General features: G+C 37.4%; 17 protein-coding genes and 1 other RNA gene. 10 read left to right on the top strand and 8 right to left on the bottom strand.

All coding sequences use genetic code 11. From position 1 onward, the window contains the following. Positions 1 to 156: 156 nt before the first annotated feature. From rny to DET49_RS14730, 4 genes are all read right to left on the bottom strand, one after another. Positions 157 to 1,719: a ribonuclease Y gene (gene rny, locus DET49_RS14745; RefSeq protein WP_133549025.1), complete on the bottom strand. Its 1,563-nt coding sequence runs from the start codon at positions 1,717 to 1,719 to the stop codon at positions 157 to 159. 50 nt (positions 1,720 to 1,769) lie between these two features. Beyond that, positions 1,770 to 1,877: non-coding RNA, 6S RNA (gene ssrS / locus DET49_RS14740), on the bottom strand. A gap of 52 nt (positions 1,878 to 1,929) precedes the next feature. Beyond that, on the bottom strand, positions 1,930 to 2,223 hold the full coding sequence (locus DET49_RS14735; protein WP_037314959.1) for a cell division protein ZapA: 294 nt from the start codon (positions 2,221 to 2,223) through the stop codon (positions 1,930 to 1,932). Between the two features lie 5 nt (positions 2,224 to 2,228). Further along, entirely contained in the window at positions 2,229 to 2,519 is a 291-nt protein-coding gene (locus DET49_RS14730; protein WP_133549027.1) for a hypothetical protein, read from the bottom strand. A 184-nt stretch (positions 2,520 to 2,703) separates the two neighbouring features. Here DET49_RS14730 and DET49_RS14725 point away from each other — a divergent pair, with 184 nt between their 5' ends. Then, on the top strand, positions 2,704 to 4,398 hold the full coding sequence (locus tag DET49_RS14725) for a M23 family metallopeptidase (RefSeq protein WP_133549023.1): 1,695 nt from the start codon (positions 2,704 to 2,706) through the stop codon (positions 4,396 to 4,398). Positions 4,399 to 4,726: 328 nt separating this feature from the next. Here DET49_RS14725 and DET49_RS14720 read toward each other — a convergent pair whose 3' ends face one another. Then, positions 4,727 to 5,899 carry a GlmU family protein gene (locus DET49_RS14720; RefSeq protein ID WP_133549021.1) on the bottom strand — a complete coding sequence of 391 codons (1,173 nt, stop codon included), beginning with the start codon at positions 5,897 to 5,899 and terminating at the stop codon, positions 4,727 to 4,729. Between the two features lie 197 nt (positions 5,900 to 6,096). Then, entirely contained in the window at positions 6,097 to 6,348 is a 252-nt protein-coding gene (locus DET49_RS14715; protein WP_037314972.1) for a type B 50S ribosomal protein L31, read from the bottom strand. Positions 6,349 to 6,498: 150 nt separating this feature from the next. Here DET49_RS14715 and DET49_RS14710 point away from each other — a divergent pair, with 150 nt between their 5' ends. The 4 genes from DET49_RS14710 to DET49_RS14695 are packed head-to-tail and all read left to right on the top strand — an operon-like array spanning position 6,499 to position 11,606. Then, entirely contained in the window at positions 6,499 to 7,017 is a 519-nt protein-coding gene (locus DET49_RS14710; protein ID WP_133549019.1) for a DUF4199 domain-containing protein, read from the top strand. Between the two features lie 9 nt (positions 7,018 to 7,026). Continuing rightward, positions 7,027 to 7,986 (top strand): glycosyltransferase family 2 protein, encoded by a 960-nt coding sequence (locus tag DET49_RS14705; RefSeq protein WP_133549017.1) that lies wholly within the window; start codon positions 7,027 to 7,029, stop codon positions 7,984 to 7,986. Between the two features lie 47 nt (positions 7,987 to 8,033). Beyond that, positions 8,034 to 9,764 carry a phospho-sugar mutase gene (locus tag DET49_RS14700; protein WP_133549015.1) on the top strand — a complete coding sequence of 577 codons (1,731 nt, stop codon included), beginning with the start codon at positions 8,034 to 8,036 and terminating at the stop codon, positions 9,762 to 9,764. Positions 9,765 to 9,776: 12 nt separating this feature from the next. Next, entirely contained in the window at positions 9,777 to 11,606 is a 1,830-nt protein-coding gene (locus DET49_RS14695) for an ABC transporter ATP-binding protein (protein ID WP_133549013.1), read from the top strand. Positions 11,607 to 11,670: 64 nt separating this feature from the next. Here the strand turns inward: DET49_RS14695 and DET49_RS14690 are convergent, their stop codons facing one another. Next, complete coding sequence (locus DET49_RS14690) at positions 11,671 to 12,027, bottom strand: hypothetical protein (RefSeq protein WP_133549011.1); 357 nt, start codon at positions 12,025 to 12,027, stop codon at positions 11,671 to 11,673. A gap of 428 nt (positions 12,028 to 12,455) precedes the next feature. Between DET49_RS14690 and DET49_RS14685 the strand changes: the two genes are divergently transcribed. From DET49_RS14685 to DET49_RS14675, 3 genes are read left to right on the top strand one after another with little or no spacing between them, the layout of a single operon-like run. Next, on the top strand, positions 12,456 to 13,001 hold the full coding sequence (locus tag DET49_RS14685; protein ID WP_133549009.1) for an RNA polymerase sigma factor: 546 nt from the start codon (positions 12,456 to 12,458) through the stop codon (positions 12,999 to 13,001). A gap of 32 nt (positions 13,002 to 13,033) precedes the next feature. Beyond that, the gene (locus DET49_RS14680; RefSeq protein ID WP_133549007.1) at positions 13,034 to 13,555 is read left to right on the top strand and encodes a hypothetical protein; all 522 of its coding nucleotides are present in this window, start codon (positions 13,034 to 13,036) and stop codon (positions 13,553 to 13,555) included. A 1-nt stretch (position 13,556) separates the two neighbouring features. Continuing rightward, the gene (locus DET49_RS14675) at positions 13,557 to 13,985 is read left to right on the top strand and encodes a hypothetical protein (RefSeq protein ID WP_133549005.1); all 429 of its coding nucleotides are present in this window, start codon (positions 13,557 to 13,559) and stop codon (positions 13,983 to 13,985) included. A 130-nt stretch (positions 13,986 to 14,115) separates the two neighbouring features. On the opposite strand, the gene DET49_RS14670 is transcribed toward DET49_RS14675, so the two are convergent. After that, positions 14,116 to 15,180: a WD40/YVTN/BNR-like repeat-containing protein gene (locus DET49_RS14670; RefSeq protein WP_133549003.1), complete on the bottom strand. Its 1,065-nt coding sequence runs from the start codon at positions 15,178 to 15,180 to the stop codon at positions 14,116 to 14,118. 87 nt (positions 15,181 to 15,267) lie between these two features. Between DET49_RS14670 and DET49_RS14665 the strand changes: the two genes are divergently transcribed. Beyond that, on the top strand, positions 15,268 to 16,485 hold the full coding sequence (locus DET49_RS14665; protein WP_133549001.1) for an RsmB/NOP family class I SAM-dependent RNA methyltransferase: 1,218 nt from the start codon (positions 15,268 to 15,270) through the stop codon (positions 16,483 to 16,485). A 551-nt stretch (positions 16,486 to 17,036) separates the two neighbouring features. Next, positions 17,037 to 20,717: a phosphoribosylformylglycinamidine synthase gene (purL, locus tag DET49_RS14660; protein WP_133548999.1), complete on the top strand. Its 3,681-nt coding sequence runs from the start codon at positions 17,037 to 17,039 to the stop codon at positions 20,715 to 20,717. The last annotated feature ends 43 nt before the right edge of the window (positions 20,718 to 20,760 follow it).

Genomic DNA, 20,760 nt, shown 5'->3' with positions numbered 1-20,760 from the left:
CGGTGGACACCCTTGCTCTTAGCTAATGATAGGTAGCTATAAACCCTCATAACGGACTTTCACCGTCGAGTTATACGCCATGCACGGCACACAATTAGAAAAGGGTGTTTGGGAAATAATTCCAAACACCCTTTTTAATAAAAATCAAATTATTTCCTACTTAGCAATATTTACCGCTCTTGTTTCACGTATTACAGTTACTTTAACCTGACCAGGATAAGTCATATCAGTTTGGATTTTTTGAGAAATTTCAAAAGAAAGATTTGAAGCTTTTTCGTCATTTACTTTCTCGCTTTCTACAATTACTCGGAGTTCTCGACCCGCCTGAATTGCATAAGCTTTTTTCACTCCCCCAAAACCAAAGGCGATTTCTTCAAGATCCTTTAGACGCTGAATATAAGAATCCAACACCTGCCTTCTAGCGCCAGGTCTCGCGCCGCTAATAGCATCACAAACCTGTACAATTGGTGAGAGAAGAGAATTCATTTCGATTTCGTCGTGGTGAGCTCCAATAGCGTTACATACTTCTGGCTTCTCCCCGTGTTTCTCGGCCCATTGCATTCCTAAAATTGCGTGGGGAACTTCTGTTTCGGTTTCAGGTACCTTACCAATATCATGTAACAGTCCAGCCCGCTTGGCCAACTTCGGGTTGATACCTAGCTCCGATGCCATCACCCCACAAAGTTTTGCAACTTCTCTTGAATGTTGTAGTAAGTTCTGCCCATAAGAAGAACGATATTTCATTCGGCCCACCAATTTGATCAATTCAGGGTTTAGACCATGAATTCCAAGATCTATTACCGTTCGCTTTCCAATATCAATTATTTCCTCATCAATCTGCTTGCGGGTTTTTTTAACGATTTCCTCAATTCTGGCAGGGTGAATTCTCCCATCAGTTACCAGTTTGTGTAAAGATAAGCGGGCAACTTCCCTTCTAACAGAATCAAAACAAGAGAGTATAATTGCCTCAGGAGTATCATCTACAATGATCTCCACCCCTGTGGCAGCTTCAATCGCCCTAATATTTCTACCTTCACGACCAATAATCCTTCCTTTTACATCATCGCTTTCAAGGTTAAAAACCGATACACAATTCTCAATAGCCTCTTCAGTTCCTATTCGCTGAATAGTATTGATGATAATTTTTTTGGCTTCCTGCTGCGCAGTTAATTTAGCTTCCTCTATGGTGTCCTGAATCAAGGCCATTGCATCTGTTCTGGCACTGTCTTTAAGAGCCTCTGAGAGTTGTGCTTTTGCCTCATCGGCAGAAAGGCCGGAGATCACTTCCAATTGCTGGATCTGGCTATTGTGTAATTTATCAATTTCTTCTTGTTTCTTTTCAAGATATTCTACGCGATGATTATAATCAGCTAACTTTTCCTCGAATTCTTTATTGAGTTTTTTGTTTTTAGAAAGCTCTCCGGATACCTGAGATTCTTTATCCCTGATGCGTTTTTCGGCATCATTCATCTTCTTATCACGATTCAAAATCACTTTCTCGTGCTCAGATTTCAATTCGATAAACTTCTCTTTGGCTTGAAGAATCTTATCTTTCTTGATACTTTCTCCTTCCGATTTTGCTTCCTTTAGAATATTTGCAGCCGTTTTTTTGGCATTCTTGATGGTTTGTGAAGCCCTTTTACGCTCCAACTGCTTGGCAATGGCAAATCCAATTGCTGCTCCAACAACCCCGATAATTATATTTAATAATATTTCCATATTTAAAATTTATGTATAAAAAAAGCCTGTATTAGATGGTTTTTTGGATTAAACTCCTTAAAAACAAGTTTAGGGCTAACAAGCTGATCAAGAATCCGCTCAATGGCGGCGCGCTTTTACAACTTAGACTCACCCTCTTTAAAGAATCTCTGTTGAGTTTATCAAAATATCACTAATACAGGCAGTAACCTTTATTTATTTAAAGAACGTTTATGATACCAAATGTTTCTGCAGTAAATCATTAAGCGATTTAAGTTTATCTTCTGCTTTAAGTGTATCGGTAGATCTATCTATATCCTTTTGCTCGGTTTGGGCTGCAAATTGTAAAGCGCACATGGCCAACACATCCTGCTTATCCCTTACGGCATAACTTTGCTCAAATTGCTTAATCATGGCTTCAATTTTCTTAGCTGCCTTGCGCAAACCTTCTTCCTGTTGTGGATTAATGGTTAAAGGATACACACGATCTGCGATAGAAAGTTTTATTTTTAGTTTATCGGCCATATTTATTATTCAGATAATTGAACAATACATTGATCAATTTCCCTAATTAAGCTATTTAATTTAAGCTTAGTCTCTTTTTTGAATTCGGTACTGCCCAGCATTGCATTGGCGGCTTTTAGGTTCTGTACTTCCTGATTAGAACCTTCAAGTTTTTGAACCAATATTTGGTTTTCCTCTTTAACAGCAATCATTTCTTCCTCTAAAGAATTATAAACCTGCTTTAAATTTTCGTATTTATGAAGTAGTTTGCTAATCCTATTTTCAAGGCTATCAACGATTTCTGTCAATTCACTCATAAAAGCCAAATGTAATGCTTGTCCACACAAAGTTAACATTCGCGCTCTAATATGCCAATTGTTTTTTGGTCTATTTTCAAAAATAGGCAAGACTATTGCTAAGTTTCTATGCGTTAAGGCTTTAATATTTGCTTAAACTTTAATTAACTTTACCGCCTGGATAGACCCCAAATTAAAAATTTATATGAAATCAATTCTAGTTGTTCTCCTCTTGTTTATTAATACTTCAATCATTGCACAATCAAATATTCCAAAGGATTATTTTGAAGACCCCCTCGAGGTGCCGCTAGTGTTATCAGGTACTTTTGGAGAATTGCGCTCTAATCATTTTCATAGCGGGTTGGATATTAAAACTCAACAAAGACAGGGTTTAAATGTAGTAGCTTCCGCAAAAGGACAGGTAAGTCGAATTAAAATTCAGCATTACGGTTACGGGAAAGCTCTATACATTCAGCATCCTAATGGGTACACAACGGTGTATGGACATTTAAAAGAATTTTCCCCTGAAATTGAAGCTTATATTAAAAAACGGCAATATGAGAATGAAACTTATGAAATAGAACTTTTCCCTGAAACCGGTGAATTACCGGTAGAAAAAAATGAACTTATTGCTTTTAGCGGTAACACAGGAGGTAGCGGTGGTCCCCATTTGCATTTTGAAATTCGAGATGGAAGCCAGCGGCCAATGAACCCGAAAATGTTTGGAATAAAAATAGAAGATAATCGTGCGCCAATTATAGATGGATTGTTCGCCTATCCTCTGGACGAAGAGGCACATATAAATGGCTCTCTAGAACGCCAAAAAATCAACCTAACCCCACTGGAAGATGGCAGTTATATAGCCAGGGAAATTGAAGCTTGCGGAAACATCGGTTTCGGGGTTTCCACAGTGGATCAACAAAATGGAGCGCCTAACCGTAATGGCGTCTATAAAATCGCAGCTGAACTAAATGGAGATCGCGTTTTCAGCTTACCCTTTAATCGATTTTCCTTTTCTGAAACCCGCCACCTCAATCAACTTATCGATTACGAATATTACAGTAAGAACAACAAACGAATTCAAAAACTCTTTATTGAAAACGGCAATCCGCTAAGCCTTTATGAAGATGTGATAAACAAAGGAGAACTTCATATTCAGGATAGTCTTCAATATAATTACACAATAACCGTAAGTGATTTTGCTGGTAACAAGCGAGTAATCAGAATTCCTATTCAGGGTATGCAGCGAACTGGCATTGCGCCTAAAGAAGTGGAGAAAACAGATTATTTGGCCCAGGCGAATCAGCCTTTTAATGCAGAAGCTAATGGAATAGATGTTTATATTCCAGAAGGAAGTCTTTATCAAGATACTTACCTTGATCTGGAATTTGGGGAAAACATAGTGAAAGTCCACAATGAGCACACTCCACTTCATAAGAATATAACGATTGGTTTTGACGTCAGTGAATTTTCTCCGGAGGAAAAAGAAAAGCTTTTTATTGCCGAATTAGGTTATAGAGATCAACCATCTTATTCGTCAACTTATAAGGATAAAAATCGCTTTACAACGAGCACAAGAACTTTTGGAAAATATACATTAGCTTCCGATGTTACCCCGCCAAAAATTTGGCCGGTTAATTTAAAGGATGGACAATGGATTTCAAATAATAATACTTTGCAGTTAAAAATCAGTGATGATCTCTCCGGAATTAAAAATTACAGGGCTACGGTAAACGGAAAATTTATTCTTATGGAGTATGAGTATAAAAATAATACATTAACTCACGATTTCGACGATGGGGTGGTAACGGACACCGAAAACCTATTAAAGGTAATTGTGACTGATAATGTTGGAAATAGTAATACTTACCAAGCAAGCTTTTTTAGAAAAGCATCTTAAGGTGAAATGAATATGTATATATTATAAAGCTCTAATTTTAATAGTATGGGTTTTGGAGGAAGTACAGGTGGTGCCAATGTGATTTTTAAAAAAAATCGGCGAGATAAAAAATCAAAAACAAAATATTTTCAAAAAATTACCGGTTCAGGAATCCGGGGGATTAAAACCACCGAAACAAATCCGATGGAAATCCTGAGAATTAGAAAAAAAAATAAATCTAGAGAACAAAAAAAAAGACAGCGGAAAATAATAATATTCTCCGCTGTTATTATGCTGATGGTTTTAATAATTTTCTGGAAAGTAATGTTTTAGCAATCAATCCTGCTTCCTAAGCCCTCCTCCACTTGCCTGTTTCCTCAAAAACGTGTTCCAGTATTTTTTTATCCACTTCTGCAAATTCCATATTTCGTCGTTTCATAACAATTTCAGCTACTTCAAAAGCTTTTTGGGTTTTGTAAGTTGTCATGCCCGCACTACCGCCCCAACTGAAACTGGGTACAAAATTCCTTGGAAATCCAGCGCCAAAGATATTCGCACTTACGCCAACTACCGTACCCGTATTAAACATCGTGTTTATTCCGCATTTACTGTGATCTCCCATCATTAATCCACAAAACTGCAGTCCGGTTTTCGCAAAACCCTCCGTCTGATAATCCCAGATACGGATTTCAGCATAATTGTTTTTCAAGTTAGAATTATTAGTATCAGCCCCAAGATTACACCATTCCCCAATAACTGAATTTCCTAAATATCCGTCGTGGCCTTTATTGGAATTCGCAAAAAGTACAGCGTTGTTTATTTCCCCACCAGCACGACTTCCAGGACCTAAAGTGGTAGGTCCGTAAATTTTAGCACCCATTTTCACCAGTGCGCCTTCACAAACAGCCAGAGCACCTTTTATAAGGCTTCCTTCCAGGATTTTAGCGTTCTTTCCTACATAAATTGGGCCGGTGGAAGCATTTAAGGAACAGTTTTCTACTTCAGCGCCTTCTTCCAGGAAAATACGTTCAGGATTTTTAACATAGTTAGATTCGTGAATGGGTTCAGATTTTCTGTTTTTGGTCAATAGTTGAAAATCGGCTTCTATAGCCTCTGCGTTTTTTGAGAAAATATCCCAGGAATTATTTAATTGAATTACCCCTTCACATAGTTCAATCTGATCATACTCGTCTAATACCACTTCCTGCTCCTTATAAGCATGGAAAGCAACAATATCTTCTTGGTGAAAAATGGCCTGATTAGGTTTCAGGTTTTTTAATTGTTCTAAATATTCAGGACTAGGTAGAAAGGAAGCATTGATCATTACATTTTCCTCTAGTTCTACCATAGGCCATTTTTCAGCCAAATAGTCCTCAGTAATTGTTGAAGTAGTAGACCTTAAGAGCAATTCCCATTTTTCTCTTATGCTAAGTATCCCTATTCTAATATCAGCAACAGGTCGCGTGAAAGTAAAAGGGAGTAAGCGGTCCCGGGCAGAACCGTCAAATAATATATAATTCATCCGCACAAATTTAAGGTTCAAAAATACAAATAAACTGCCTTAAGGCAAGTTTACCTGGTTTTAAGTTGTGAAATCGAAGGCTGTTTTAGAAGGAAAATAATGCTAAAAAGACCAACAATTGATAATATCTAAAACTTGGGTAAAAAAAAAGTCGTCTTAATAAAGACGACTTTCAGAAATTATATATAACAAAAAACTTATTTCTTAAATTTCTTGTACTTGTTTTTAAACTTGTCGATACGACCAGCACTATCCACCAATTTGGTTTGGCCGGTGTAATATGGGTGTGAAGTTCTGGAGATTTCCAATTTTATAAGTGGATACTCTGTACCTTCTACTTCAATAGTTTCTTTAGTGTTCGCGGTAGATTTGGTAATGAATACATCTTCGTTAGACATATCTTTAAATGCTACCAATCTATAATTTTCCGGATGGATTCCCTGCTTCATCGCTTTTAGTTCTTTTAATTTTCGAGGTGCAAATTTAAGTAATTCAATTATAAAAACAATGGATAGACAAAATTATTTTTTAATTCAGGTGCAATGTAACGTTTTCTTATATTTGCTTACTAACCGGTTATAACTAAACACTCTTAAATTATGGAAAATTCTACCTCAGTAAAATCGGTTGCCTATCCTTACGGGATAGTTCTCGCTATTTACTCCATTTTAGTTCTTGTACTCATTTATGTTTTTAATGTAGCACAGGATAACTGGATCGTGGGAGTCATAAACACGCTTGTCTCAATAGCTATTTTCGTCCTGGCTATTAAAAAATTTAAGGAAAATAACAATGGTTTTTTAAGTCTCAAAGAAGCCTTAAAAGTAGGCCTGGCTGTAGCAGTAATAAGTGGGGTAATCGCTGCAATTTATTCATACATTCATTATAGCTTTGTATATCCTGAGTTTTCAGAAAAAGTATATGATGAAGCAGTTTTAAAAATGACAGAACAGGGCGTACCTGAATCTCAGCAATCCCAAGCGCTAGAAATGACAAAAATGTTCAGTAGCGCCTGGTTTTTTGCAACCATGGCCCTTGTAGGAAGCTTATTTTTCGGGTTTATAATATCATTAATAACAGGGTTAATTCTAAAAAGAGAGAATCCGGCACACCAATAGAAATAATAAATGCAGATTTCCGTCGTCATTCCCCTTTTAAATGAAGAGCAATCTTTAACAGAATTGTACAATTGGATCGCAAAAGTAATGCGGTCCAATTCCTTTTCACATGAGATCATTTTTATTGACGATGGCAGTACCGACAATTCCTGGCGAACAATAGAAGCCCTAGAGGAAAATGACAAGGCGGTTAAAGGTATTAAATTCAATAGAAATTATGGGAAATCCCAGGCACTACACGCCGGTTTCCTTAGAGCTCAAGGTGATGTAATCATTACAATGGATGCCGATCTCCAGGATAATCCTGAAGAAATACCCGGTCTATACAAGATGATTACCCAAGAAGGTTATGACCTGGTTTCCGGCTGGAAAAAGAAACGTTATGATTCTGTAGTCTCTAAAAATATACCTTCAAAAATTTTCAATGCTGCAGCGAGAAAAACATCTGGTGTAAAATTGCACGACTTTAATTGTGGTTTAAAAGCATATCGAAAGGCCGTAGTAAAAAATATTGATGTTTATGGAGAGATGCACCGTTATATTCCAGTATTGGCAAAAAACTCAGGTTTTACTAAAATCACCGAAAAAGAAGTTCAGCATCAAGCACGTAAATACGGGAAAACAAAATTTGGTGCCGAAAGATTTATCAATGGGTTTTTAGACCTTATCAGCATTTGGTTTCTTTCCAAGTTCGGCCGAAGACCAATGCACCTATTTGGGGCTCTAGGGGTATTAATGTTTATTTTTGGTTTTCTGTCTGCCGGCTGGATTGGCATCTCTAAACTTTATAAACTCTATAATGGTTTACCCAATGTATTGGTCACCTCGAATCCATGGTTTTATATAGCCCTGGCGGTGATGATCATTGGTTCGCAACTTTTCCTTGCCGGTTTTCTTGGGGAGCTCATTTTACGCTCTAAACGGGAGAAAGATCGTTACCTGATCAATAAAACCACGCCAAATTTATAATGTCATTAAGGCATTAATCCTTATTTTTGTTTTCTAAACTTATAATTATGGCTGATAACAAACCAGAAATCCTGGCTAAGGCTAAAGCCTGGCTTACCGATATATTCGATATAGACACCCAAAAAAAGATTAATAATCTTATTGAAAACGATCCAAAAGAACTTGAAGAATCCTTTTACAAAAACGCCGCATTTGGAACCGGTGGGATGCGCGGAATTATGGGGGTTGGCACGAACCGAATCAATAGATATACCCTGGGAAAAAACACCCAGGGACTTTCAAATTTATTAAAAGCTGAATTTAAGGGAGAAAAGCTGAAAGTAGCAATTGCTTATGATTGTAGAAATAACTCCAAGGAATTGGCACAAATGGTAGCTGAAGTATTTTCTGCCAATGGCATTGAAGTTTTTCTTTTTTCAGAATTAAGACCAACCCCTGAACTTTCTTTCGCGGTAAAATACCTGGACTGCCACGCAGGGATCGTACTCACAGCAAGCCACAATCCACCCGAATATAACGGGTACAAAGTGTACTGGAAAGATGGCGGACAATTGGTTCCTCCACAAGACACTAAACTTGTAGAGATTATCAATAACCTGGAATATGATGAAGTTAAATTTAAAGCAAAGCCAGAGTTAATTCACAGCATTGATAAAGAAGTTGATAAGGCTTTTCTAAAAGCCTCAGTCGACAATGGAAGCTTCGATACCCCGGCACCAGCTAAGGACGATTTAAAAATAGTTTTTACTTCACTGCACGGGACTGCCTCCACCACCAACCCCCAGGTGCTAAAAAAGGCGGGATATAAAAATGTATTTCTCGTAAAAGAACAAGAAAAACCCGATGGGGAGTTTCCTACGGTAAAATCACCAAACCCTGAAGAACCGGAAGCATTAAAAATGGCCTTAAGTCTTGCTGAGGAAAAAAATGCCGACATCGTAATTGGTACCGATCCCGATGGTGACCGCTTAGGTGTTGCTGTACGGGATTTAAATGGAGAAATGATTCTGCTAAACGGAAATCAGACCATGTTGATTATGACCTGGTTCTTACTGGAGCAGCGAAAAAAACAAGGCAAGTTAACTAATAACTCTTTCGTTGCTTCCACTATTGTTTCCACACCCATGCTTAAGAATATTACCGAAGCTTACGGTGCACAATATCACGAGGTTTTAACCGGTTTTAAATGGATCGCAAAACTTATAAAAGACAACCCGGATCTCGATTTTGTTGGGGGTGGCGAAGAAAGCTTCGGATATATGGTCGGAGATTTTGTAAGGGATAAGGACGCTGTTACCGCTACCTTACTTGCTTGTGAGATCGCGGCGCAAATGAAAGCTAATGGAAGTTCTTTCTATAAGCAACTTTTAGAACTTTACACCGAGTATGGTCTCTACCGCGAGGAGCTCATTTCTCTGGTAAAAAAAGGCATTGAGGGGGAAGCAGAAATTAAACAAATGCTGGTGGATCTAAGAGAAAATCCCTGGAAGGAAATTGATGGAGAAAAAGTGGTGTTAATTGAAGATTATCATACCTCTAAAGCCAAAAACCTTCAGGATAAAATTGAAGAAGAAATTAGTATTCCCAAGTCAAACGTATTAATTTACTATACTGAAAACGGGACAAAGATTGCCGCAAGGCCAAGTGGTACCGAACCAAAGATCAAGTTCTATATCAGTGTGAATTCAGAACTCGATAAAATAGAGAATTTTGATACAAAAAATGCTGAATTGGCCGACAAGATCAAGCGTATTAAAAATGAACTCCAACTGGGCTAAGCGCTCATATTTATGACTTATTTAAAGAAGATCCTTCTGTTTGCAAAACCCTACAAACGTTTTGCAATCCTCAATATTATTAGTAACATATTCTATGCTTTTTTTAGCACCCTGGCCTTTATCGCATTTATACCTATGCTTAGAGTGCTTTTTGGCCAGGAAAAACCAGTAACCATAGAGCCTGTTTGGAATGGTGATTTTAAAGGTTTAAAGGATTTTGCAAACGATTATTCCAATTACTTCTTAAATCAACAAGTTGAAGAATTCGGGCAGCTTGCAGCATTGGTAAGTATATGTATTACGGTAATTGTGCTTTTCTTTCTAAAAAATCTCTTCAATTATTTGGCCCTATATTTTATTGCCAACCTAAGAAATGGAATGCTTAAGGATATTCGAAATCGTATCTATGATAAAATTGTAGAATTGCCAGTTTCCTATTTTTCTGAAAAACGAAAAGGAGATTTTATTTCAAGGATTACCAGTGATGTGCAGGAAATTCAAACTTCATTTTTAAGTATGCTGGAGCTTTTTGTGAAAGAACCGCTTACCTTAATTTTTACTTTGGTAGCTATGATCGCCATTAGTCCGAAGTTAACGCTTTTCGTTTTAGTTTTTCTGCCATTAGCTGGGTTGATAATTTCTACCATCGGAAAAAAACTAAAATCACAATCTACCCAGGCACAGCAGGAAAATGCTAATTTTCTAACTATAGTAGAAGAATCTTTATCGAGTCTAAAAATCATTAAAGGTTTTAATGCTGAAGAAAAATTTAAAAAGAAATTCTACAGTAGTACCTTACGATTAAACCAAATTTTGAATACACTGCTGCACCGCCAAAATTTAGCTTCACCCATGAGTGAGTTTTTGGGTGTTGTTGTAATTACTATAGTCTTATGGTTTGGTGGTAGAATGGTGTTGATTGATAACACGCTGGAGCCGGAAACCTTTATAGGCTTTCTGGTATTAACTTATAACATTCTTACTCCTGCCAAAGCGATTTCAAAAGCTACCTATTCTATTCAAAAAGGAAATGCCAGTGCAGAGCGTATTTTAGAAATTCTAGAAACCGAATCTAACATTCAGGATGATAAAAATGCGGTGAAGAAGGATTCTTTTGATCATAATATTGAAGTAGAGAATATCAATTTCAGGTATGAAAAAGAAAATGTATTGAAGAATTTTTCTATGCAGGTAGAAAAAGGAAAAATGGTTGCTCTTGTAGGCCAATCAGGTAGTGGAAAATCTACCATAGCGAATCTTATAACGCGTTTTTATGATGTCAATGAAGGGGTGATTAAACTTGATGGCCACAATATTAAAGGTATCACAAAAAAATCGCTCCGGAATTTAATGGGACTCGTAACCCAGGACTCCATACTTTTCAATGATACCGTAAAGAACAATATCGCCCTGGGAAAAGATAATGCCACTGAAGAAGAAATTATAGAAGCCTTAAAAATTGCCAACGCCTGGGAGTTTGTAAAAGAACTGCCCAAAGGGCTTGAAACTAATATTGGTGATAGTGGGAATAAATTAAGTGGAGGTCAAAAACAGCGTCTCTCTATTGCACGAGCGGTTCTTAAAAACCCACCGATTATGATTCTTGATGAAGCGACTTCCGCCCTGGACACTGAAAGTGAAAAACTGGTACAAAAAGCCCTGGAGAACATGATGAAAAACAGAACCTCTATAGTCATTGCCCACCGCCTTTCCACCATCCAGAATGCCGATAAAATCATAGTCTTACACAGAGGGGAAATTGTAGAACAGGGCAAACACCTTGAACTTCTGGCTCGAAAAGGAAATTACCAAAAACTGGTAGAAATGCAATCTTTTGAGTAAGTGTTAAAAAAAAGCTGTCCCATATACTCTGAGACAGCTTATTTTATTCAATAATTACAGTAATTTACAACATTACTAGCTCTCCATTCTCAAGAGCTTCATCAATTTTAGCGCTAATTACCGTATGGGTTCTGAAGAATTTTCTTCCATCTTCTCGTTTTAGCACCACTTCAACCCCACCAGCAGCATTTGTTTGAATTTCAGTTACTTTAACTCTATTCCCGATGAGACTTTTATAATTTGCAATACCACCTTTTTTAATAATGAAATTAGCTCTTGGCAGTTTTAGGGATTCAAAGGACTGATTTTCTGGCTGATTGATGACCAAAACATCTCCAACCTTAACTGATTGTGTTTGGCTTTGTGCCTCCATCTGAAAAGTGAATATTAGCATTATAGGAATTATCAATATATTTTTCATAGTAAAATCTTTTATTTGACAAAAATATACAAGCATTTTTACTGATTCACAAATTTTAGTCTATTTTAAGAAAATTTTCACTATTTGGAATTTAGGCATAAAAAAAGGATGAAGTAAACTCCATCCTTTTCTTGATTTTATTCTCATTTTGGGGCAAATAAGAATAAGGGATTTAATTCGTTTTCGTTTGGGGCAAAAAAAGATTAAATCATTTTGATATTGTAAATGTAGATTAGAAAAACCTATTTACCAAAGAAAAAGTGTTTTTTATCTGTTTTTATTGCATTTTGTCGATAAACCGTCAAATTTAATTTAAATGTACTTTATACCGTAATTCTTTTAGATCCTGACTTCAAGGAGAATAAAGTTTTAACTACCTTTGGTTACCGTTAGACGGGATTCACCTAAAAAATAAGACGAGCATCCCATTGAAAACGTCCGAAAATCTTCTTATTAAACGTTTACAGGAAAAAAAGACTTCTACAGAAGCTTTTAAGGAACTGGTATCTTTATATAAAGAGCGTTTATACTGGCACATACGAAACATGGTAAAAGACCATGAAGATGCTCATGATGTACTTCAAAATACTTTCATGAAAATTTTTAGGAATATCAATAATTTTAAAGGAGAAAGTAAATTGTTTTCCTGGATGTATCGTATAGCTACCAACGAAGCTATTAGCTTTTTAAATCAACGAGCAAAACGAAATCATATCACCTCGGAGGAGCTGCAACACCAGCTGATCTCAAATTTAGAGAGCGATGTATATTTTGAGGGTGATCAAATCCAACTAAAATTACAAAAAGCAATCGCCAGTCTCCCTTCTAAACAACAGCAGGTATTTAACATGAAATATTTTCAGGATTTAAAATACCGCGAGATTTCAGAAATACTGGAAACCAGTGAAGGAGCCCTTAAGGCCTCCTACCACCATGCGGTCAAAAAAATTGAAGAATACTTAAAAACTAATTAAACCTTTTGTACTTTTTATAGTCAAAGAAACAAATGAAGAAAAAAAAATTACCATATCATCCTAAAACAGGTTTTACAATTCCATCAAGTTATTTTGAGGGATTGCAGGATGAACTAGTGGATATGGTAAAACTTTCAGAATCTCTGGAGGATAAAAAATCTACTGGCTTTAGGGTTCCTGTCGGATATTTTGATGGTTTGGAAGATGAGTTTTTGGAGAAAGCAATCAAGAAGGAACCAAAGATTAGAACACTCTTTAGCAAAGAGGTTTTCTTTTACGCCGCAAGTATTGCAGCTATCGTAATTGCTTTTGCCAGTACTTTCTATATAAATCCTCAAGCACAGACCAGTTGGAAAACCGTTGAGCTCTCTGCAATGGAAAATTATATAGATAATAATGATATGGGATTTTCAACAGGAGAAATGTCTCAGTATTTTTTTGAACAGGGTTTCGTTGTAGATGACACCAATCTAAACCAGGTAGATGCTGAAACGATGAAGAATTATCTCGAAGAGAATATTGATGAGCCCCTTTACATGTTAGATGAAGATTAATATGAAGAACCTATTTATTATATTGATGTTTTTGGGTTTATGGCAAATGCAAGCCCAAGATCGCAATGAATCGCATCGGGAAAAAATCAAAGAATTAAAAACTGCATTTTTTACTCAAGAATTAAATCTCGATAAGAAAAAAGCACAGCAATTTTGGCCGATTTATAATGACTATGAATCCAGTCTGCACGACTTAAGAAAGCGAGAGCACAGAGACCTTCCTAATTTAGAATGTATAAGTGAAGAGGATGCCAAAGATATGCTAGAGGAATATGTTGCTATAGAAAAACAAGATTACCTGTTGAAGCAAAAGCTTTTTGATGATTTAAAGGAAATAATGACCGCACAGGAAATTATTAAACTTCATAAACTCGAAGATGAATTTCATAAAAAATTAATTAAAGAATACCGTGCTCGTAAAAACCAATAAAAATAAGAAGACTGCTTCTAAGAGCACAAGAAACAGGAAGAATTAAACCACCGTTAGTGGGTTTCAGATTTAGTTTTTTGGTTAGTTAGTAGTTAGTATCCCGGTTAGTTTAGGCTTCCCGGGATTCTTTTTATCTAAACGTGAGTTTTGCAATACGGCCTTTACCAGCAGCAAAAGCTACCGAGTCATTTTTAAACCTTAAGGTATAAAAACCTTCATCGGAAATTTCTTTCCAGGTTTTGCCTGCGTCCTTAGAATATGAAATCCCGCTGAAGCCGGTAGCAATTATCTTTTCTCCTTCACTATTGGGCACAAACCTTACACTACTTTTATAACCTGGCTCCTCCCCTTGCGCGATCAGCTCCCAGTTTTTGCCTCCGTCTTTAGTAATGGCTTTATTACCGGTATTTTCCTTAGGTTGGGTATAATCTCCCCCAATAATAATCCCGAAATTTTCATCATAAAAATCCATACTGTAACCACCCGTTGTTGGTTTACCCTGAATTAGAGGGGTATCATATACTTCCCAGGTTTTTCCCTTATCCGGTGAGAAATAAATTCGGGATCTTACTCCCCCAGTTAAGATCCAGGTTTTATCTCCTTCAACAGCAATATTAGAATTACTTGCGGCAAAAGCCGCTTCCCCATCTACTATTTCTGGAAGTACATCACAACTCAACTTTTTCCAGTTTTTTCCACCATCCCGAGTTATAATAATAGAAATGCAATCCTGGGTTGGATCCCCCATTGCGATACCTTCCTGATTATTCCAAAATACCATGGCATCATAAAAAACTTCGCTGTGTTCTTCCTTGTATACCAATTCCATGGCTCCGGAATCTCCTGTTTTATATAATAAAGCCGGACTCCCCACACTTAGCATAAAGAAATCGGAGTCGGTAGCAGCCACAGCTCTATACTCTGGTACTAGTGTATCATATTTCTGGGTATTGGTCCGCCAGGTTTTAGAATTAAAACTGTACATACCGAAAGTAGCCTTGTTGGCTGCGAAGGCCAGGTTATTTCCAATAATCTCAATTGCACGAATACTTAGAGAATCACTTTCCAGAATGGGTTCTATTGTTACCGAAGAATAATTAATTTCAACATTTTGTTGAGTATCACCTTCAGTTTCCTTTTCATTTTTACAAGCACTAAATAAGATTAGCAGGCAAAAAAACATAAGTCTGTTCATAGGTCGGTCTAAATCGTTTTGTAAATCCCTTCAAAGGTAAATTTTTCCAAAGTAAAAAACTTACCTTTGCAAATTCAAAATTTAGTTATGCGGTTACACAGGAATTTGGTTTTTGCAACCATGGATGCCTTAAATGAAATCTTTAATAATGGTAAGTATGCAGATAAGGTCATTGAGCAAACCTTAAAACGCGATAAGCGTTGGGGCTCAAGAGATCGTAGTTTTATTGCCGAAACCGTTTACGATATTGTTCGATGGAAAAGACTTTATGCAGAAATTGCTGAAGTTAAGGAGCCCTTTGATCGCGAGAATCTGTTCCGTTTATTTACCGTATGGGCTACTTTACGAGGAATTGCCTTGCCGGATTGGCCACAATTTGAAAATACTCCTACCCGAAGAATCAAAGGAAAGTTTGACAGTTTGAGTAAAATTAGAAAATACCGTGAATCTATTCCAGACTGGTTGGATGAGCTTGGTGTAAAAGAACTGGGAGAAAAAGTTTGGGAAAAGGAAATAGCAGCACTTAATACTCAGGCACCCGTTATACTAAGGACCAATACACTTAAGACAACAAAGGATCATCTTCGTAAAGTTCTCCGGGATGAAGAAATAAATTCGGAACCTATTAAAGGTTATAAAGATGCTTTAAAACTGGAAGAACGTGGTAATGTTTTTAGAACTCAGGCATTTAAGGACGGTTTTTTTGAAGTTCAGGATGCTTCTTCTCAATTGGTCGCAGAATTTCTGGAAGTGGAGCCTGGAATGCGTGTGGTTGACACCTGTGCTGGTGCGGGTGGCAAAACCCTTCACCTTGCCGGATTAATGGAAAACAAAGGTCAAATTATCGCTACCGATATTTACGGAAATAAACTTAAAGAACTTAAACGAAGAGCCAAACGCGCCGGGGCTCATAATATAGATCCCAGGGCGATAGATTCAACTAAAGTAATCAAGAAACTCTACGGAACTGCAGATCGTGTTTTGATAGATTCTCCTTGTAGTGGGCTGGGTGTTTTAAGTAGAAACCCAGATGCAAAATGGAAACTGCAACCGGAATTCATAGACAATCTTTTAAGGACCCAGGCTGAAATTATTGAAACCTATTCCCGTATCGTTAAACCCGGCGGAAAAATGGTGTATGCTACCTGCTCTATTTTACCTTCAGAGAACGAAAAACAAGTAGAAAACTTTCTGAAAAATACTGAAGAAGGAAAAAAGTTCAGATTGCTTAAGGATAAAAAGATTCTTTCTTCAGAAACCGGTTTTGACGGTTTCTATATGGCTCTGGTGGAGAAAAAAGCTTAAAGGTTATCTTGGCGGGTTTTGAGTTGAAATCAATTTCAGCCAAAATTCATAGATTTTCCTGAAAAAAATTATTGATGCTTCTTTTTAATCATCTTGTTATGATGACATCTGATGATCTTCTAAGATTTGAAAGGATAAGCTTATTTGCTTAAAACAGATTGGAGAATCGATGAGAGAATTAACCTTACAAAAAGTTTTGTCCTCGAAGCATCTTTCGCATTAATGAACTTTTTGAAAACACTTCAGACCGCAATACCACTTGAAATTATTACTAAGAATTGAGCTGAACTTTTATAAAGCTGGAATTAAATAGCCACCCTGGACTAATTTAATAACCTGTTTAACTTTGCAAGAGATCAACCTTGATAGAAGGCAATCTTTAACCAATCTTCCTATTCATTGGCAGAAAGGATATTTGAAAATTTTAAATTTTCGCTAAACCAACTCAATTAGGGAATTACAGCTTAAAGTTTTTTCTTTCCCAACTATCGAAATTATTCTGCCGAAAAACCTAAATTTGTGTTTTCGCGAACAACACAAAACAACATAGAATGATCCTTTTCTTTGGAGACCAAACCACTAAGGTTTTTGCGGTAGAAACGCATACTAATCTTACGGCGCTAGACATCACAAAATTAAACTGGCTTTTTGGAAATACACAACAAATCAATAAATCTGCTCTGGCAGATTTTTTTGTTGGTCCTCGTGCCGCAATGATCACCCCCTGGAGCACTAATGCCGTTGAAATCACCCAGAATATGGGCATTCACGCTATTATAAGAATTGAAGAATTTTTACGCATAGATAAGAATTTCCACGATTTTGATCCGATGCTTTCCCAGAAATACAATGGCTTAGACCAGGATATTTTTGATATTCACATTAGTCCCGAACCTATTATTGACATTGACGATATTGCCACTTATAACCAACAGGAAGGCTTAGCGCTCAATGAGGAAGAGGTGGCTTACCTACAGGGCTTGGCTAATAAATTAGGTCGAAAGCTAACTGATTCAGAAGTTTTCGGATTCTCCCAGGTAAATTCCGAACATTGTCGCCATAAGATTTTTAATGGCACTTTTATAATTGACGGAAAAGAAAAACAGAGTTCGCTTTTCAAACTCATCAGAAAAACTTCAGAGATCAATCCGAACGAAATTGTATCGGCATATAAAGATAATGTGGCTTTTATTAATGGGCCGCGAGTGCAGCAGTTTTCGCCAAAACTTCCTGATATTCCTGAGTTTTATGAAAATAGAGAGTTTGATTCTGTTATTTCAATAAAAGCAGAAACCCATAATTTCCCGACCACTGTGGAACCTTTCAATGGTGCAGCTACCGGAAGCGGGGGTGAAATTCGCGACCGGCTCGCAGGAGGAAAAGGTTCTTTGCCACTGGCTGGCACCTCGGTATATATGACTTCCTATTCAAGACTTGAAAAAGATCGAAAATGGGAAAACGCAATGAAAGAACGTGACTGGTTGTACCAAAGGCCGATGGATATATTAATAAAAGCGTCTAACGGAGCTTCCGATTTTGGAAATAAATTTGGGCAACCTTTAATTTCCGGCTCGGTGCTTACTTTTGAGCATACAGAGCATCAAAGAAGTTTAGGTTACGATAAAGTAATTATGCTTGCAGGCGGGATTGGCTACGCAAAAGCAAGCCAGTCACAAAAAGATATTCCCAAAAAAGGCGATAAAATAGTAATTCTTGGGGGTGAAAATTACCGGATTGGAATGGGAGGCGCGGCGGTTTCCTCTGCAGATACTGGCCATTTAGGAAGTGGGATAGAATTAAATGCGATCCAAAGAGCTAACCCCGAAATGCAAAAACGAGCCTCCAACGCGGTTCGCGCAATGGTAGAAAGTGAAGAAAATCCTATAATTTCTATCCACGATCACGGGGCGGGAGGACATTTAAATTGTCTTAGTGAACTGGTAGAAGAAACCGGGGGAAAAATTGATTTAGACAAACTTCCCATAGGCGATCCCACTCTTTCAGCAAAAGAAATTATCGGGAACGAATCTCAGGAACGAATGGGATTGGTTATCGGCGGAGAGAATTATGAAATCCTTAGAAGAGTTTCAGAAAGGGAACGCTCACCTATTTATCAGGTAGGTGATGTTACCGGTAATCACCGGTTTACCTTTGAAGGATCAAAATCTGGTCGGAAGCCTATGGATTTGGAGCTTTCCGATATGTTCGGAAGTTCACCTAAAACCATTATGAAAGATAATTCGGTAAACCGAATTTATGACGGGCTCGTTTATTCTTCAGAAAATATAAAAGATTATTTAAGGCAAGTACTTCAATTGGAAGCTGTGGCTTGTAAAGACTGGTTAACTAATAAAGTAGACCGCTGTGTAGGGGGTCGCGTTGCCAAACAACAAACCGCAGGACCTTTACAACTTCCACTGAATAATTGTGGCGTAATGGCATTGGATTACAACGGAAAAGAAGGAGTGGCCACTTCCATTGGTCATTCGCCGATTTCAGCTTTGGTAGATCCCGTAGCCGGTTCTAGGAATTCCATAGCAGAAGCGCTTTCCAATATTATTTGGGCTCCCCTGGAAAAAGGCCTGAAGTCGATTTCTCTTTCTGCAAACTGGATGTGGCCATGTAATAATGAAGGTGAAGATGCCAGGCTTTACCAGGCCGTTGAAGGTGTTTCAGATTTCGCGATTTCCCTGGGAATAAATGTTCCTACAGGAAAAGATTCGCTTTCTATGAAGCAACGCTATAAAGACAAAGACGTATTATCACCAGGAACCGTAATTATTTCGGCTGCCGGACATTGTAATGATATTACGAAAGTAGTAGAGCCGGTCTTACAAAGGAATGGCGGCGACATTTATTATATCAATTTGTCACAGGATAAATTTAAACTTGGTGGTACTTCTTTTGCTCAGATTCTTAATAAAGTGGGGAAGGAAGTGCCTACAATAAAAGACGATAAAAAATTCGCGGATGCGTTTTATAACATTCAGGGATTGATTAAAAAGGATTTAATCCTGGCCGGGCACGATGTGGCTTCGGGCGGTTTAATCACCACCCTACTGGAAATGTGTTTTGCTGATAACGAATTGGGCGCCACTTTGGATCTTTCTGCATTAAATGAAAAAGACAGCGTAAAACTTTTATTTAATGAAAATTGCGGTATTGTTTTCCAGGCAAAAGATGAAACAGCCGAGAAAGTGCTTAGCGATAATAAAATTGAATTTTTCAAAATTGGTAAAGTAACCAATGGAACCGAACTAAAAATCAAAAATGGATCGGAAGATTTGAATTTCAATATTCCGGAATTACGTGATACCTGGTATAAAACTTCATACCTATTGGACCAAAAACAAAGTGGAGTAGATAAAGCTACTGAACGATTTAATAACTATAAAAATCAGCCGCTAGAATTTAAATTTCCATTTGGTTTCACCGGTCAGCTTCCTTTTCCATCTGATTCAATAAAGAAGTCAGGTGAACCCATAAAAGCTGCGATTATTCGTGAGAAGGGTTCTAATTCCGAACGTGAAATGGCTCGCGCGATGTACTTAGCAGGATTTGACGTAAAAGACGTACATATGACGGATTTGATTTCAGGGAGGGAGACCCTGGAAGACATCAGGTTTATCGCAGCGGTTGGCGGATTTTCAAACTCAGATGTATTAGGGAGTGCCAAAGGTTGGGCCGGTGCTTTTTTATATAATGAAAAAGCCAAAATCGCACTTGATAATTTCTTCAAAAAAGAAGATACTTTATCTCTTGGTGTATGTAATGGCTGCCAACTTTTTGTAGAGCTGGGATTAATAAATCCTGACCACGAACAAAAACCAAAAATGCTGCATAACGCCTCGCATAAATTTGAATGTAATTTTACTTCCGTGGAAATTAAAGAAAATAATTCTGTAATGCTTTCCAGTCTTTCAGGAAGTAAATTGGGGATTTGGGCTGCACACGGGGAAGGTAAATTCAGTTTCCCGTATAAAAAAGAACATTATAACATTGTAGGAGAATACGGTTATGATCAATATCCTGCCAACCCTAATGGCTCTAATCATAACACTGCAATCCTAACCGACGACACCGGGAGACATTTAGTGATGATGCCGCATTTGGAACGTTCTACATTTCCGTGGAACTGGGCACATTACCCAAAAGATAGAAAAGATGATAAAGTAAGCCCCTGGCTTGAGGCTTTTGTAAATGCCAGGAATTGGCTTGAAGAAAGAAAGTAATAAAAAAAAGCCGAAGAACTACATCTTCGGCTTTTTCATTTCA

Source organism: Salegentibacter sp. 24 (assembly GCF_004362395.1).
Lineage (GTDB): Bacteria > Bacteroidota > Bacteroidia > Flavobacteriales > Flavobacteriaceae > Salegentibacter.
This window is presented reverse-complemented; position numbering and strand designations above follow the sequence as displayed.